We start from the raw sequence: 14,046 nt of genomic DNA on the forward strand, positions 1-14,046 counted from the left end.
AAACGGCTCACTCGAACTCGACCACGGCCCGGTAGCGGGCGCTGCCCTCTCGGACGCGGCCGAGCGCCTTGTCGAAGTCCGCGACCGGGAACGTCTCGACGACGGGCCGGATGTCGTGGCGGGCGGCGAAGTCCAGCATCTGCCGGGTGTGCGCGGCGGAGCCCACGATGCCGCCCATGACCTGCTTGGCGGCGGGCAGCAGGCTCATCGGCGAGACGGCGATGGGCTGGTCCGGCACGCCCACGACGCACAGCTTCCCCTCCGGGCGCAGCAGGTTCACGTAGTCGTCCCACGGCAGGTTCGCCGAGACAGTGGACAGGATGAAGTCGAACGACCCGGCGGCCTCCCGCAGCGCGCCCTCGTCGCCCGAGGCGAGGAAGCCGGTGGCGCCGAAGCGTTCGGCGTCGGCGCGCTTGTCGTCCGTCCGCGAGACGGCGGTGACCGCGCAGCCCCAGCGGGACAGGAACTGGATCGCCAGGTGGCCCAGGCCGCCGACGCCGACCACGGCGACGCGGTGGGTGGACAGGACGCCGTTGACCAGCAGGGGGGAGAAGACCGTCGTGCCGGCGCAGAGCAGCGGGGCGGCCTGCGCGGACGGGATCGCGTCGGGGATCGGGTGCACGTGCCGCCAGTCGCTCGCGCGGACGTGGCTCGCGAACCCGCCGCGGTCGCCGCGCATGACGGTGTCGTCCCTGGCGGGGCAGAGGTTCGTCCGGCCGCTCAGGCACCACTCGCAGTGGAAGCACGAACCGGCGATGGCGCCGACGCCCACGCGTTGCCCCACCTTCAGGGCCGACTGGTCGACCTCGTCGCCGACGGCGTGCACGACCCCGACGGCCTCGTGGCCCGCGACCACGGGGTAGCGGGAGATGCCGAACTCGTCGTCGATCACGCCGATGTCGGTGTGGCAGATGCCGCCGTGGGTGACCCGCACGTCGACCTCGGTCGCGCCCAGCGGCCCGCTGTCGTACTCGTAGGGCTCCAACGGTCCGCCGGCTTCCCGTGCCGCATAGGCGTGGACCTGCATGTTCTTCACTCCTCACGGTAAAACAAACTAGTTGGTTACTCCTCCAGGTAAGCACACGACGACTCTCCGGGCAAACCAACAGGTTGGTTAGGATGAGGGCGTGAACGATGGCAAAGCGACGCGGCGCAGGCTCCTGGACGCGGCTATCGAGGAGTTCGCCACGTACGGCATCGCGGGCGCCAGGGTCGACCGGATCTCGGCGAACGCCAAGGCGAACAAGGCGCAGCTCTACGCCTACTTCGGCGACAAGGACCGCCTGTTCGACACGGTGTTCCAGGAGCAGGCCGACGAGCTCGTCAACATCGTGCCGTTCACCGCGGACGACCTGCCCGGCTACGCCCTCGGGCTCTACGACGCGTGCCTGACCAGGCCGCACCTGGTGCGGCTGGCCACCTGGGCGCGGTTGGAGCGGATCCCGGCGGGCGTGCTCGTCACCTCGATGCCCGAGCAGACCGAGGAGAAGCTCGGGGCCATCGCCGCCGTGCAGCGCTCCGGCGGCATCAACCCGGAGCTCGAACCGGGCGACGTCCTCGCGATGGTGTCCATGCTCGCGCTCACCTGGTCGCCGGCCAGCTTGTTCTTCACGGCCACGCCGGGCGATCCGGACGCCGACCACGAACGGCGGCGGCAGGCGCTGGCCGAGACGGTCCGGCGCGCCTTCGGCTGAGGCCGGGACGGGCTCTAGCGGCGCAGGGCGCGGTTCAGCAGGCCCGCCAGCTGGTGCAGCTCGTCCGGGGACAGCGTGCCCAGCGGCGTGTTCGCCAGCGCTGCCGTGACCACGGCCTCGCGGACCTCGCGGCCCTTCGTCGTCAGGACCAGCACGCGCGAGCGGCGGTCCGACGGGTCCACGACGCGTTCGACCAGGCCGCGGTCGACCAGCTGGTTCGTCATGAAGGTCAGGTTCGGCGCGTTGCAGTAGAGGCGTTCGGCGAGCGTCTTCATCGACGGCGGCTCCTCGTCGGGGGAGATCGCCCACAGCGCCTGGAACGTCGCCGTCGTCAGCCGGTGCTCGGCCAGCGCCGGCTCGACGTGGTCGAGCGTCCGCATCCACGTGTCGTAGACCGCGGCGACCGCCGCGACGAGGTCGGACATGACCCCATCCTACCGGTAGTTCGAGACTTGAAGTATCGTGGCAGGCGTCCAATACTTCGAGACTCGAACTAGTAGGAGGATCCTGTGGGGTACGAGGGGCAGACCGCGCTCGTCACCGGCGCGTCGAAGGGGATCGGACGCGCGCTCGCGGTGGAACTGGCCCGGCGGGGAGCGCGGGTCGTCCTGCTGGCCCGGTCCGAGGAGGGCTTGCGCGGGCTCGCCGCGGAGATCCGCGACCAGGGCGGCAGCGCGGAGGTGGTCGTGGGCGACCTCGCCGCCGCGGACGGGCCGGACCGGGTCGTCCGCGAGCTGCGGGAGCGCGGCCTGGCCGTCGACGTGCTGGTCAACAACGCGGGCGCGGGCAGCGCCGGGCCGTTCCTGACGCGGCCGCTGGACGCGCAGCTGAGCTCGGTGGCGCTCAACGTCGACGGCCTGCTCGCGCTGACGCACGCGCTCGGCGCCGACCTGGTCGCCCGCGGATCCGGCGGCATCATCAACGTGTCGTCGACCGCCGGCTTCCAGCCCATGCCGTACCAGGCGACCTACGCCGCCACCAAGGCGTTCGTGCTGTCGTTCACGGAGGCGCTCGCCGAGGAGCTGCGCGGCACCGGCGTCCACGTCATGGCCGCGCACCCCGGCCCGGTCGCGACGAGCTTCTTCGACGGCACGTCGGCCACGATCCACCCGATCGCCGACACCCCGGAGGCCGTGGCGGTCCGCACGCTCGACGACTTCGCGCGGCGGCGGTCCACGTCCTACCCCGGCCGGGTCGTGACGAGGACCCTGAACCGGACCTTCGCGTGGGTGCCGAGGCTGTTGCCGCGCACGGTGACCGCGCGGGCGACCGGCGCGCTGAACCGCCGGCTCGGCCTGCACGAGGTGGTCGACACCGACTTGCCGCGCGGCTCGCGCTGAGCCTAGAGTCGGTGCCGACGTGCGAAAGTCACTGCCCGGTGGGTAGTCCGGGTGACGCGTGAGCGTTCGTGCAAGCACCTGAGGATCAGGTCACCAGTGCGTCCTTTGTCGACCAACGACCAAAGGACGACCATGAAGGTTCTCGTCATCGGCGCCGGGCTCGGCGGCCTCACCCTCGCGCAGTCGTTGCGGCGCAACAGCATCGACGTCGCCGTCTTCGAACGCGACGCGAGCCCGTGGGAACGGCCCCAGGGCTACCGCCTGCACCTTGACGCCGACGCGATCGACGCCGCCCACGAGGTGCTGCCGGCCGAGCTGAGGGAGTCGTTCGCCAGGGCGGCCGTGCGCACGGAGCCGTTCACGACCATCCTCGCGACCGACCTGTCGGTGGTGAAACGGCTGCCGGAGCACGGCGAGCACGCCAACGTCGACCGGGCGGAACTGCGGCGGATCCTGTTGTCCGGCATGGAGAACGTGGTCCACTTCGGACGGAAGCTCACGCGCTACGAGAGCACTGGCGTTGGTGTCACCGCGTTCTTCGCCGACGGCGGCACCGAACGCGGTGACGTGCTCGTCGGCGCGGACGGCGTCAACTCGCCCGTGCGGCAGCAGCGGGCACCGCACTGCCGGACCGTCGACGCCGGGATCACCGCGTTCTACGGTCGTGTGCCGATGGACGTCGCCGAGCCGTTCGTGCCCGCGGAGACGCTCACGGACATCTTCACCATCGCCTCGGACGAGCGGAAGGTGTTCCTGGGGCTGGGGTCCGTGCGCTATCCGGAGAACTACGTCGTGTGCGTCGTCGGCGGCCGGCACGAGCACTTCGCCGGACTGGGCGGGGTCGGCGAGGCGGTGCGGGACTGGCCCGGCCGCGCCGCGGAACTGGTCCGGCACGCCTCCTTCTTCCCGGTCGAGATGCGCACCAGCGTTCCGGCGGAACTCGGCGCGCCGACCAACGTGACGGTGCTCGGCGACGCGATCCACGCCATGACACCGACTCTCGGGCGCGGGGCCAACGTCGCGATGCGCGATGGCGTGGTGCTCGGCCGCGCGGTGAAGGCGGTCGCGGACGGTGCGGACCTGGCGGAGCAGCTGGCGGTCTACGAACGCGACGAGCTCGTCGGCTACGGCTTCGAGGTCGTCAGGGAGTCCGCCAGGGTCGGCGTGCACCGCATGGCGCAGAACCCCCTGTAGCCAGAACCCCTGGTGGCCGGAACCCTGGTGGCTCAGCCGAGCACCACCGCGTCCACCACTCCGGGGAACCGGCTGTCCAGGTCGTCGCGCCGCAGTCGCAGGTACAGGTACCGCCCCTCGCGCCGCTGCTCGACGACCCCGGCCTCCCGCAACACCTTCCAGTGGTGGCTCGCGGTGCTCTTGGTGATCTCGGGGAGGATCTCCTGGCAGGTCATCTCCGCCGTCGCGGCCAGCGCCCTGACCACCCGCAACCGCAGCGGGTGGTCGAGTGCCGCGAGCACCGCCTCGATGGTGATCTCGGACCTGGCCGGACCCTCTTCGCTCTCCACGGGTTCGATTGTACGACTTGGATCGAACTGTTACGGTTCGAATCAAGTCGAACAGTGAGGAGTGCGTGATGACGGCCGAAGAGGTCAAGCGGGACGTGGCCGCGACGTTCGTGAAAGCCCTGGGCAGCAAGGACTGGGCGCTGTTGCGCGGCATCCTGACCGACGACGTGACCTGGACGCTGCCGGGGGACAACCGGATCTCCGGCACGGTCGCCGGGCCGGACGGCGTGGCCGAGCGGGTCGAGCTGATCTCGTCGTACGGCGTGGACTTCGCGCTGCTGCACGTGCTGGTCAGCCGCGACAACGTGGCGCTGAACCTGCACAACACCGCCACCAGGGGCGACCTGGTGCTGGACGAGCACCTGGCGACCGTGTTCACGTTGCGCGGCGGCCAGGTGGCGCGGATCGAGACGTTCCTGTCCGATGTGGACGGCATGGACCGGTTCTTCGCCGCGTAGCAGCGCGAGAACCGGTCCGCTCAGCCCGTCGGGGCACTAGTCGATGTGCAGGCTCTGCACCCTGGCCTCGGCGATGATGCGTTCGGCCTCGTCACGGGCCACGTTGCGCAGCTCGGCCAGCGCGCGCATCGCCTCGGCGCGGCGGGCCGACATCGCCAGGCGGAAGTCCTCGCGGACGTCCTCGCGCTTCGCGGCGGCCTCCTCGTCGAGCTGCCGGGCGCGCTGCTCGGCCTCGCCCACGATCATCAGGGCCTTGAGCTGGGCGTCCCTGATGACGTCGCGGCGTTCCTCCTCGGCCAGGGCGACCATGCGGGCGAGCCGTTCCGGCAGGCCCCTGGGGTCGATCGGGGTCAGGCAGATGCGGTGCAGGCCGTCCTGCAGGGCGGTGTTCTCCTCCTGGACCGCCATCAACCGGCTGGCCAGGGCGTCCGCGCGGGCCTCCGACGCGTCGCGGTCGGCTGTGACCAGGCGAAGCTCGGCCTCCAGCTCGGCGACGTAGTCGTCCACCTCGTCGCGGTCGTAGCCGCGCCACCGCAGCCCGAACCACGTGCGCAGGGGTACGAGCTCAGTCCTGCTGTCGACGCTCACGCCGGCCTCCTCTGCCACCCACGAGTCAGTCTTGACAAGGGGTACGTATGAGGTGCGTCATCGGTTCTAACGGGTTCACCAGGCATGATGTCCACGTGAACACGAAACTGTGCCCCTGCGGGACCGGTCAGTCCTATGTGGACTGCTGTGGAGCGCTGCACTCGGGTGCCCGCACCGCGGCCACCGCGGAGCAGCTGATGCGCTCGCGTTACAGCGCTTTCGCCGTGTCCGACGAGGACTACCTGCTGCGCACGTGGGCCGCGCGGAACCGCCCCGCGAGCGCCGGGATCGAGTCGACCGACCGCTGGCTGAAGCTCGAGATCGTGTCGACCGAGAACGGCGGTCTGCTGCAGAGCGAGGGCGTCGTGGAGTTCCGGGCGCACTACGTCGGAGGGATCGTGCACGAGCGGAGCCGGTTCGTCCGCGAGAACGGCCAGTGGGTGTACGCGGAGGCGCTGTCATGACTGTCGTGAGCACCGTGCGGGTCGCGGCCCGGTTCAACGGACCGCCCGGGATGGGCAACGGCGGCTACTCGGCGGGCCTGTTCGCCGCGCGGGTCGACGCGGGCACGGTCAGCGTCCGCCTGCGCAGACCCGTGCCGCTGGATCGCGACCTGGAGGTGCGCGACGGTGGCCTGTACGACGGCGACGACCTGATCGCGTCGGCCGAGCCGGCGACGCTGGACCTGGAGGTTCCCCCGGCGCCGACGCTGGAGGAGGCGCGGAAGGCGAACGGCAAGCTGCCGTGGCGCGACCGGCACCCGTTCCCGACCTGCTTCGGGTGCGGCCCCGGCCGGGAGGACGGGATCGCGGCGCTGCTCGGCCCGCTCGACGGGCGCCAGGAGTGGGCGGGGGTCTGGCGGCCCTCCGGCGTGCTGCCGAACGACGGCGCGCACGTCCTGCCCGAGATCGTCTGGGCCGCTCTCGACTGCCCGTCGGCGCAGCCCGTCGCCCCGGACGGGGGTCCCGCGTTCGTGCTGGGCACTTTCGTCGCGCAGGTGGAGCAACCGGTCGAGCTGGGTGTGGACCACGTGCTCCTGGCGTGGGAGCTTGGCCGGGAGGGGCGCAAGGCCTACTCGGCGTCAGCCATCATCGGACCTCACGGAGTGTGTGGACGAGCACGCGCGGTGTGGGTATCGATCGGATGAGGTCAAACCACCCGACTGGGTGACAAGAGTGCTTCGCGTCTTGATAGCGTGCACCACCGTTGCCCGGTTAAGCCGAAAGGGCGAGTGAACGGGATGGCACGGAGGTGATCAGGCGCTTGATGGGCCGACGTGCCGCCGCCCATGGCGACCAGCAAACACAGACCCCGACTTCGAGCGAGCTCACGAACTCGGATCTGTACCCCGTCGAGCCGGCCCCCGCGGTGGTGACACCGCCGGAACCGGTGGCGCCCCGCAGGGAGCCGTACGCGGCGAACTTCGTCGGGGCCACGCTCGTGGTGTCCGCGACCGAAGGTCCGGGTCAGGCCGCCAGCGGCCTCGCGCGGACCCTGCCCGTCGACCGCGGCAGGACCGTGGTCGTCGTCGACTTCCCGAGCGGTGACCAGAGCACCTTCTGGCCGCACGTCGTGACCGCGCTGAACGGTCGCGGGCCCATCCGGCTCGCGGTCTCGCACGCGGGCTCGATGCGGCCGACCGCGCCGGCGCAGTGGCTGTCCGAGCAGCTGCAGACCGAGGTCGTGGCGCCCGACGGCGTCCTGACCACGGTGCCGGGCGCCGCGTTCGTCGTCGGCACCCAGGGCTACGGCAGCTGGGTGCGGTTCCAGCCGAACGCGTCGCCGATGCCGTTCGGCCGCCGCTTCCCGGTGCCGCAGTGGGAGGCGATGGACCCGAACTCCCCGTGGCCCACGGGCGAGATCGGCATCTCCGAGCCCATCCCGTCCGGGCTGTGGCTGCGCGCGCAGCAGCCGCCGTTCGACCCGTCCGCGCAGGACTCGCGGCCGGTCGTGGCGCTGCCGTGCCGGGAGAACGTGCTGACGGTCGTCGTCGGCGGTCCCGGCCAGTCCGCGATCCCGACCGACGAGGTGTGCCGCCTGCTGACGGCGCTGCCCCAGGCGGCGCGCTCGCGGGTGCGGCTCGTCCCGTACGGCGTCGACGCCGCGCTGGGCCGCCTGGTGGCCGACGAGCTCGGCGAGCCGATCGCGATGTTCACCGGCCTGCCGGTCGGCAACCTGCGCACCGGCGGTCCCGCGGTGATCGCCGTCGACCCGCGCGGGCAGCAGACGTGGCGGCCGTTCGTCACCGAGGTGACGTTCCTGCCGAACGAGACCTTCCCGACCGTGTCCGGCTACCGCGCGCCGGTGCCGGGCCTCGCCGAGGTCTCGCCCGGGGTGTTCTCCCTGGGTGACGGCGTGGTGCTGGAGGTCGTGCCGTCGGGCCTGTGGGTCCGCGAGCACGACGAGCCGTACAACGCGGCCGAGGTGCGCTCTCAGCCCGTCGACCCGGAGTGGGCACGTCTGACCGTGGGCACGCCTGGGCGCACGACGCCTGGTGCGGTCGCGGTGCACGGCGCCGCGCTCGTGGAACGCCTCGAACCCGAGGTGCGCAAGCTGCTGCGTCTCGTGTTCTGCGACTCCAAGGTGTCGGCACCGCCGCCACCACCTCCTCCGCCACCGCCGCCCGCTCCCGCGCCGACGAGCAGCCCCGGCCAGCTCGCGTCCGCGTTGAGCGCGGCGAAGCAGGCGTTGTCGGCCCGCGAGTCGGACAACGGCACCGGCCTGTTCGCCGCCGTCACCCCGGCCGAACCCGAACCGGACCGCCCCGCCTACGCGTCGATGGAGGCCGGTCCCGCGATGGCGGCCGTGACCTCGCACGCGCTGGACGACCCGGACGAGGCCGCGTTCCCGTCCGACGACCCCGACTCCGCCCCCATCCGGTTCCGCGTGGACGGCCCGCTGCCGATCCAGCCGCTGGCCATGTGGGAGCTCCCGTCGGACGGCAGCGGCGAACGCGAGACCGTCCTGCCCGATCACAGCAGTTCGGACACGGACCGCGATACGGTCCGACGGGCGCTCGGCGAGCGTTACGGCGTGCACGCGGCGACGGTCTGCCGTCTGCTGGCGCAACGTCCCGACGCCGAGGAGGACCCGGCGGCGTTCGAGGCCATGGTCACCGACCTGACGGCACTGCTCGCGTGCGTGTCGCAGGACGAGGAGATGGTCGTCGACCAGCTGCGCATGGGCCGCCTCGGCCGCCTGCGCCCGTACGTCGCGTGCATCGTCTCCGGCCTGAACCGGCTGCCCGTGCACAACGGCGTCGCGGCGGTGTGGGGCGTCACGGGCCCGACCGGCCCGCGGCGCTACCGCAGCGGTGACGTCCTGGTCGAGCACGGCCTGCTGGACGCCATCGCGAACCCGGTGGGCCGCATCGAGGGCGCCACCGAGTACCTGCTGTGGTCGGTCACCGGCCGCCGCGTCGAGGTGGCGGACCGCGTCACCGTGGCCACCGAGGAGCGCGTGCTCTTCGCCCCCGGCACGCCGTTCCGGGTGCTGGCCGTGGCCGAGGCCGAGGGCGACCACCCGCAGCAGGTGCTGCTGCAGGAGATGGCGGGCGCGCTGGCCGACCAGGAGATCGCGAACCTGCGGCCGAGCGTGCTCTCGCAGCTCGAACGGGCGGCGGCGAACCTGCGGGTGCTGCCGGTCTCGCACTCGGTGACCGTGGAGGCCTGAGCCCCTGGACGTGCACCGTCCGTTGTGGACGGACGGTGCACGCGCGGCTTCAGGGCCGGGCCAACCGGGCCTTGTCCACCAGCTCGTGCTCCGGCCACAACCCGTGCGGGTGGCCCAGCTCCGGCGCGCTGACCTCGTCGAGCCGGGCGAGCAGCCGCGGCGGGACGTCCAGCTCGGCGGCCGCGAGGTTGGTCGTGAGCTGCTCCACCGTCCTCGGTCCGACGACGGGGAGCACCCCCTTGGACATCGACCACCGGATCGCCACCTGGTCCGCGGTCGTGCCGAGCTCCGCGGCGGCGCTTTCGAGGGCGTCCAGGACCTTCACCTTGGCGGGGTCGTCCTCGGTGTGGAGGAACTGGCTGATCGCGCTCTGCGCGCGGCCCGTCTCGCCACGGCGGTACTTGCCGGTCAGCAGGCCACCGCCGAGCGGCGTGTACCCGAGGACGCCCAGGCCGAACGCGTCCGCCATCGGGACCAGCTCCCGTTCGGCTTCGCGCTGGACCAGGCTGTACTCGACCTGGATCCCCACGAGGGGCGCCCAGCCCTGCTGCTGCGCCAGGGTGGCCCCCGCCGACACCCGCCACGCGGGGAAGTTGGAGAGACCGGCGTAGAGGATCTTGCCGGCGCGCGTCAGGTCGTCGAAGGCGCGCATCACCTCCTCGACGGGCGTGGACCCGTCGGCCACGTGCGCCCAGAACACGTCCACCCGGTCCGTGCCCAGCCTCCGCAGGCTCTGCTCCAGGGACTGGACCATCGCCTTGCGGCCGTTCCCGGTCAGCTGGAGGCCGCTGCTCGCCGACGTGCCCATCGTGTACTTCGTCGCCAGCACGACGTCGTCCCGGTCCGCGGCGAGGAAGTCGGAGAGGTGCTCCTCGGCTTCTCCCGCCTGGTAGTTGGAACCGGTGTCGACGAAGTTGCCTCCCGCTTCCCGGTAGAGGTCGTACATGGCGCGGGCTTCGTCCTTGTCGGCCCCGTGTCCCCACCGGGTGCCGAAGTTCCCCGTCCCGAGCGACAGTTCCGACACCCGCAGTCCTGATCGTCCGAGAAATCGGTAACGCATAACGCTTCTTGGCTCCTCGTGTCGGTTCACGCGAGTGGGTTCCTCGCGCCTGACTCCCACGATTCCGGCGCATCGGCGTACAGTCCATAACGTGGAGTCCAGGGATGTTTACCGATCGTCCAACGCGGTGCTCCTCGACGCCCACGACCCCTTCCGGGACGTCCTGTCGCTGGCGCGGCCCCGGACCGTCGCCCGTGCCCCGCTGCGCGCCACGACGCCGTGGGGAGCGCGGTTCGTGCCGTTCCCGCACATCAAGCTCGGCGTGGTGGTGGAAGGCGAGTGCTGGCTGTGCGTCGACGGAATGGAACCCCTGCTCCTGAAGGCGGGGGATTTCTACCTCCTCGGAAATCCGCCCCCTTACGGCCTGGGCAGTTCGGTCGAGGAGGCTCGTGACGCCGATGGAGCTCCGCGCGAGGACGTTCGGGAAGGCGGTTCCACGTACACCTGCAGCGTCGACTTCGAGTTCGACGGCTCCGACGCGTCGACCCTGTTCTCGGTGCTCCCGCCGGCGTTGCTCGTCAAGGCGGACGACGGCGCGGGAAAGCCGCTCTGGAACATCGCGATGATGCTCGTCCACGAGATGGAGGAACGGCACGCCGGCCGGTCGCTCGTCCTCGAGCACGTGGCCCAGATCCTGCTGGTGCACATGCTCAGGGCGCACGCCGCGTCGTCCCACGAGCCCGTGGGCTGGCTCGCCTCGGTCACCGACGACGGGATCGGGGCCGCGTTGCGCGCCGTGCACGCCGAACCGGGCCACCGCTGGACGCTCGACGAGCTCGCCGGGACCGCGACGATGTCGAGGTCGGCGTTCGCCGCGAGCTTCCGGGCCAGGGTGGGACGGCCGCCACTCGACTACGTCATCGAGTGGCGGATGCAGCTCGCACGGGCCGCGCTGCGCACCGAAAAGTCCCTGACGACCATCGCGGGGTCGATCGGGTACCAGTCCGAAAGCGCGTTCAGCACCGCTTTCCGGCGCGTGGTGGGGATGTCGCCACGCGAGTTCCGCGTCTCGGTGCGCGCACGGCCGGAGGCTTGACGGGTCAGCCCTCCGTCGTCAGCCCCAGCGTGCCGTCCAGCCTCGGCACGCACGCCCCGTCGCGCTTGTCCGAGGCGAGGAACTCCGACAGGCACCGGCCGATCTGCTCGTGCCCGCTCGCGTTGGGGTGGAACGACTCCTGCAACGCGTGCGAGGAACGCGCCTGGTCCCGCAACCCGTCCCAGTCGACCGACAGCCGCGTGAACCACTCGGTGGACGGGTCGTCACCGCCCACGCAGGCCTCGTGGCCCTCGCCGGCGCGCGCCAGGTCGAGGAACCGCGCGTTCACCCTGCCCGCGGCGGTGCGCAGGCCGTTCGACAGCTCCGGCACCGCGTCCTCGACGACCCACTGCAGGTCCGTCGTGCGCAGCGGGCAGCCGGAGAGGTTCTGCAGCGAGCGCGGCATCTTCGGCGACACCGGGGCCGCGTACGACTGCACGACCAGCTGGTAGGACGAGTCGAGGTAGCCGGAGTCGCGCATGGTCTGGCGGATGGCGCTCAGCGTGTTCTCGACCTTGGGGACCATCTTCCGCACGCGCTTGGACCACTCCGGTGCCACCGCGGACGTGCAGTCGCTGCGCTTGCCCCAGGCCTCGAAGCACTTGTTGAGGATCTCGGAGAACCGCGGGTCGTCGTTCGCGCCGATGGCCACGACGAGCGCCACGACCCGATGTGAGCCCGCGATCTCGCGCAGCCGCGGGAGCTGCTCGTTGCGCAGCTTGTCGGAGTTGGCGCCGGAGCAGGCCAGGTTGAACTTCCGGTCGGCCGCGACCGCGGTCCTGAACACTTCGGCGTCGCGCGAGCGGTGGCACCAGTTGCCGCCCTGCTCGCCGTCGGTGCCGGTCTCGTAGTTGCCGGCGCCCTCGCCGGACATCGTGCTGTCGCCCAGCGCGACGACCGCGGTCCTGGACTCGCGGTCGGGGTCGGAGGGCGGCGGGAACGGGTGGTCGCTCACGACCAGGAGGATCGCGAGCAGGCCGGTCACCAGGAGGGGAAGGGCTCTGCGCATCGATGGTCAGTTTACGGGGGTGGCCGAATGCGAGGGGACCTTGGCGTTGCCGCCCCCGCGCGCGCTGAGGACAGTGGAGGGGTGGGGACTACGAGGGAGATTGTCGTGGTGGGGTACGACCGCACCGCGTTGCTGGACCTGGCGGGGCCGGTGGAGGTGTTCCAGTCCGCGAACCACGGCGAACCGCGGTACGAGGTCACGATCGCCACGATCGGGGGAGAGCCGTTCACCGCGACGGCCGGGGTGCGGATCGAGGCCGGCGCGGACCTGCGGACGCTGGACCGTCCGATCGACACGCTGCTCGTCGTCGGCGGCTGGGGCTACGACGACGCCGCGGCGGACCCGGTGCTCATGACGAACCTGCGGCGGCTGGCGTCGAAGGCGCGCCGGGTCGCGGGCATCTGCACCGGCTCCGTGGTGCTGGCGAGCGCGGGCCTGCTCGACGGCAAGAAGGCGACCACGCACTGGGCGTTCACCGGCGAGCTCGAGAACCGCGGTGTCGACGTCGAGCCGGACGCGATCTTCGTCTGCGACGGGAAGGTGTCCACGTCCGCCGGTGTCACGGCGGGCATCGACCTCTCGCTGGCGATGGTCGAGCAGGACCACGGACCGGCGCTCGCCCGCAGGATCGCGCAGTACCTGGTCGTGTTCCTGCAGCGCTCCGGCGGGCAGTCGCAGTTCAGCGTGCACACCAGGGCGAAGCCGGTGCGCGACAGGTCGCTGCGCGCGTTGCTCGACGACATCCACGCCGACCCGACCGGCGAGTGGACGGTGCCGGTCATGGCGCGCAAGGCGATGATGAGCGTGCGGCACTTCGCCCGCGTCTTCTCGCGCAACGTGGGCGTCTCACCCGCCCAGTACGTCGAACGGGCCCGCGTGGAGGCCGCCGCCGACCGGCTGGCGAGCACCGCCGACCCGCTGGACCTCGTCGCCCGCCAGTCGGGGTTCGGCTCCGCCGAGACCCTGCGCCGCGCCTTCCTGCGCGTGCTCGGCGTGTCGCCGGGCAGCTATCGCGCCCGGTTCCGGACAACGGGGGTTGCCTGATGGAAGCCACTTTCGTGCTCTACCCGAACATGACGTCGCTCGACCTGATCGGGCCGTTCGAGGTGCTCGCCTGCGTGCCGGTCGTGACGACGAAGTTCGTCGCCGCCACGCTCGACGCCGTCAGGTCCGACAACGGCCTGGTCGTCCAGCCCACGCACACGTTCGCCGACGTCCAGTCCACCGACGTCGTCGTCGTGCCCGGCTCCGGGAAGTGGAAGCAGGTGCTGCGGGAGTCCGCCGACCTGGTCGCCTGGCTGCGCGCGGTCCACCCGGCCACGAAGTGGACGACGTCGGTCTGCACCGGGTCGACGCTGCTCGCCGAGGCCGGTCTCGTCTCCAGGGCGACCACGCACTGGGCCGCGCGCGAGGACCTGGAGGTGCGCGGCGTCGAGGTCAGCACCGACCGGGTCGTGTTCGACGGCAAGGTCGTCACCGGCGCGGGCGTGTCGGCGGGCATCGACATGGCGCTGCGGCTGGTCGAGGCGGAGTTCGGCGAGATGGTCGCGCAGGCGGTGCAGGTCGGCATCGAGTACGACCCGCAGCCGCCGCGTTCCTACGACTCGATCCCGCCGGAGATCGCGCTTGGGCTGAAAGCGGCTTTCGCGGCTTCCCAGGCGTGACG

16 protein-coding genes are annotated in these 14,046 nt (G+C 71.6%); 10 read left to right on the forward strand and 6 right to left on the reverse strand.

Annotated elements, in window-relative coordinates:
• Window positions 1–7 precede the first annotated feature (7 nt).
• Window positions 8–1,027 carry an NAD(P)-dependent alcohol dehydrogenase gene (locus tag ACFWV3_RS05710; protein WP_382409367.1) on the reverse strand — a complete coding sequence of 340 codons (1,020 nt, stop codon included), beginning with the start codon at window positions 1,025–1,027 and terminating at the stop codon, window positions 8–10.
• Between the two features lie 100 nt (window positions 1,028–1,127).
• Here ACFWV3_RS05710 and ACFWV3_RS05715 point away from each other — a divergent pair, with 100 nt between their 5' ends.
• Window positions 1,128–1,694, forward strand: coding sequence for a TetR family transcriptional regulator (locus ACFWV3_RS05715; RefSeq protein WP_382408666.1), 567 nt, complete (start codon window positions 1,128–1,130; stop codon window positions 1,692–1,694).
• 14 nt (window positions 1,695–1,708) lie between these two features.
• Here ACFWV3_RS05715 and ACFWV3_RS05720 read toward each other — a convergent pair whose 3' ends face one another.
• Window positions 1,709–2,119, reverse strand: coding sequence for a MarR family winged helix-turn-helix transcriptional regulator (locus ACFWV3_RS05720; protein WP_382408668.1), 411 nt, complete (start codon window positions 2,117–2,119; stop codon window positions 1,709–1,711).
• 84 nt (window positions 2,120–2,203) lie between these two features.
• Between ACFWV3_RS05720 and ACFWV3_RS05725 the strand changes: the two genes are divergently transcribed.
• Window positions 2,204–3,034 (forward strand): SDR family NAD(P)-dependent oxidoreductase, encoded by an 831-nt coding sequence (locus tag ACFWV3_RS05725; protein ID WP_382408670.1) that lies wholly within the window; start codon window positions 2,204–2,206, stop codon window positions 3,032–3,034.
• 132 nt (window positions 3,035–3,166) lie between these two features.
• Window positions 3,167–4,228 (forward strand): FAD-dependent oxidoreductase, encoded by a 1,062-nt coding sequence (locus tag ACFWV3_RS05730; RefSeq protein WP_382408672.1) that lies wholly within the window; start codon window positions 3,167–3,169, stop codon window positions 4,226–4,228.
• A gap of 32 nt (window positions 4,229–4,260) precedes the next feature.
• On the opposite strand, the gene ACFWV3_RS05735 is transcribed toward ACFWV3_RS05730, so the two are convergent.
• Complete coding sequence (locus ACFWV3_RS05735; RefSeq protein WP_382408674.1) at window positions 4,261–4,557, reverse strand: ArsR/SmtB family transcription factor; 297 nt, start codon at window positions 4,555–4,557, stop codon at window positions 4,261–4,263.
• 68 nt (window positions 4,558–4,625) lie between these two features.
• Between ACFWV3_RS05735 and ACFWV3_RS05740 the strand changes: the two genes are divergently transcribed.
• On the forward strand, window positions 4,626–5,015 hold the full coding sequence (locus ACFWV3_RS05740) for a nuclear transport factor 2 family protein (RefSeq protein ID WP_382408676.1): 390 nt from the start codon (window positions 4,626–4,628) through the stop codon (window positions 5,013–5,015).
• Window positions 5,016–5,051: 36 nt separating this feature from the next.
• Here ACFWV3_RS05740 and ACFWV3_RS05745 read toward each other — a convergent pair whose 3' ends face one another.
• The gene (locus ACFWV3_RS05745; RefSeq protein ID WP_382408678.1) at window positions 5,052–5,603 is read right to left on the reverse strand and encodes a DivIVA domain-containing protein; all 552 of its coding nucleotides are present in this window, start codon (window positions 5,601–5,603) and stop codon (window positions 5,052–5,054) included.
• A gap of 95 nt (window positions 5,604–5,698) precedes the next feature.
• Here ACFWV3_RS05745 and ACFWV3_RS05750 point away from each other — a divergent pair, with 95 nt between their 5' ends.
• The 3 genes from ACFWV3_RS05750 (at window position 5,699) to ACFWV3_RS05760 (ending at window position 9,275) form a co-directional block, all read left to right on the forward strand.
• On the forward strand, window positions 5,699–6,067 hold the full coding sequence (locus ACFWV3_RS05750; protein ID WP_382408680.1) for a YchJ family protein: 369 nt from the start codon (window positions 5,699–5,701) through the stop codon (window positions 6,065–6,067).
• Window positions 6,064–6,750: a hypothetical protein gene (locus ACFWV3_RS05755; protein WP_382408682.1), complete on the forward strand. Its 687-nt coding sequence runs from the start codon at window positions 6,064–6,066 to the stop codon at window positions 6,748–6,750. Before ACFWV3_RS05750 ends, ACFWV3_RS05755 begins: the two co-directional genes overlap by 4 nt.
• A 119-nt stretch (window positions 6,751–6,869) precedes the next feature.
• Window positions 6,870–9,275, forward strand: coding sequence for a hypothetical protein (locus ACFWV3_RS05760; RefSeq protein ID WP_382408684.1), 2,406 nt, complete (start codon window positions 6,870–6,872; stop codon window positions 9,273–9,275).
• A 49-nt stretch (window positions 9,276–9,324) separates the two neighbouring features.
• Here the strand turns inward: ACFWV3_RS05760 and ACFWV3_RS05765 are convergent, their stop codons facing one another.
• Window positions 9,325–10,299 (reverse strand): aldo/keto reductase, encoded by a 975-nt coding sequence (locus ACFWV3_RS05765; RefSeq protein ID WP_382408686.1) that lies wholly within the window; start codon window positions 10,297–10,299, stop codon window positions 9,325–9,327.
• A 127-nt stretch (window positions 10,300–10,426) separates the two neighbouring features.
• On the opposite strand from ACFWV3_RS05765, the gene ACFWV3_RS05770 reads away from it, so the two are divergent.
• Window positions 10,427–11,371: an AraC family transcriptional regulator gene (locus tag ACFWV3_RS05770; RefSeq protein ID WP_382408688.1), complete on the forward strand. Its 945-nt coding sequence runs from the start codon at window positions 10,427–10,429 to the stop codon at window positions 11,369–11,371.
• A gap of 4 nt (window positions 11,372–11,375) precedes the next feature.
• On the opposite strand, the gene ACFWV3_RS05775 is transcribed toward ACFWV3_RS05770, so the two are convergent.
• Window positions 11,376–12,380, reverse strand: coding sequence for a GDSL-type esterase/lipase family protein (locus tag ACFWV3_RS05775; protein ID WP_382408690.1), 1,005 nt, complete (start codon window positions 12,378–12,380; stop codon window positions 11,376–11,378).
• A 105-nt stretch (window positions 12,381–12,485) separates the two neighbouring features.
• Here ACFWV3_RS05775 and ACFWV3_RS05780 point away from each other — a divergent pair, with 105 nt between their 5' ends.
• Both ACFWV3_RS05780 and ACFWV3_RS05785 read left to right on the forward strand, forming a co-directional pair.
• A complete protein-coding gene (locus tag ACFWV3_RS05780) occupies window positions 12,486–13,424 on the forward strand; it encodes a GlxA family transcriptional regulator (RefSeq protein WP_382408692.1) in 939 nt (312 codons plus the stop codon).
• A complete protein-coding gene (locus ACFWV3_RS05785; protein ID WP_382408694.1) occupies window positions 13,424–14,044 on the forward strand; it encodes a DJ-1/PfpI family protein in 621 nt (206 codons plus the stop codon). The genes ACFWV3_RS05780 and ACFWV3_RS05785 overlap by 1 nt, the downstream gene beginning before the upstream one ends.
• Window positions 14,045–14,046 lie beyond the last annotated feature (2 nt).

The organism is Lentzea sp. NPDC059081, assembly GCF_042738015.1.
GTDB lineage: Bacteria > Actinomycetota > Actinomycetes > Mycobacteriales > Pseudonocardiaceae > Lentzea.